Consider the following 954-nt stretch of genomic DNA (forward strand, 5'->3'; position numbering starts at 1 on the left):
CGACCGACACATCGTTGTCGACAAACCAGGTGAGATCCTGCTCGTCCATCCGGCCTGACTCGATCGTGTAGGTGAGGATGGCCGATCCCGCAGCCGTCAACCTGGAGACGGTAGGGGAGTTCATGCCTGCCGGAAGTTCCGCGCGGGCGCTGTCGACCGCGTTACGCACTTCACTCAGGGCCTCCTCGCTGTTTTTGTCGAGCTGGAAACTGACACTGATGCTCACCGCACCTTCGGTGATTGTGGTGGTAACGTGATCCAGGCGCGTGAGTGAAGCAAGCTTGTCCTCGATTTTCCGTGCCACCTCGGTTTCAAGCTGCGCCGGTGCCGCACCTTCGAGCGAGGCGCTGACCTGGATAGTCGGCAGGTCCATGTCCGGAAAATCCTGGATTTCCAGGCGTTGAAAACCCACTACACCCAGCACCGTGAGAAGAAAAAAAAGAAGGACCGCAGGAACTGGATTGCGGATGGACCAGGAAGAGAGGTTCACTTGGCACCCACTTTCTGCGCTGCCGCCGCGGGCGCTGGCGCTACGGTAACCGCAGCCCCCTCCGACAGGAAGGCCCCACCGCTGGCCACCACGCGGGCAGTGCCATCGAGCCCGGACAGTATCTCGATCCGGTCGCCTTGCCGCCGCGCGGTGGTGACCAGCCGGCCGGCTACCTTGTTGACGGAGTCGACTACATAGACGTAGCTGCGGCCGTCACGCAACACGACCGCGGATTGCGGCAAGGTGAATGCCGTCTTTGCGTCGAGCTCGATCGTGCCGCTGGCGAAAAGCCCTGGCTGCACCCCTTCGCCGGATGCCAGACTGACGTAGGCGATCCCACGTCCCGTGGCCGTGCTCAGCGTGGGCGAAACCAGGCGCACCTTTCCTTCCACATTCCTGCCCCCAGGCAAAACGAGGCGGGCAGTCTGGCCCACGCGTACGCCTGCAAGCTGACGTGAATCCAG

Annotated in this window: 2 protein-coding genes; both read right to left on the bottom strand. The window is 62.6% G+C overall.

What is annotated here, in order from left to right; all coding sequences use genetic code 11:
* Positions 1–490 (bottom strand): efflux RND transporter permease subunit (locus tag AC1D1X_RS24405; protein ID WP_477699502.1); only part of this gene is annotated, 490 nt, incomplete at its 3' end.
* Positions 487–954, bottom strand: a 468-nt coding sequence (locus tag AC1D1X_RS24410) for an efflux RND transporter periplasmic adaptor subunit (protein ID WP_477699503.1), incomplete at its 5' end; no start/stop codon positions are given. The genes AC1D1X_RS24405 and AC1D1X_RS24410, both read right to left, overlap by 4 nt.

The sequence above is a fragment of the Polaromonas sp. P1_G4 genome, from assembly GCF_056405475.1.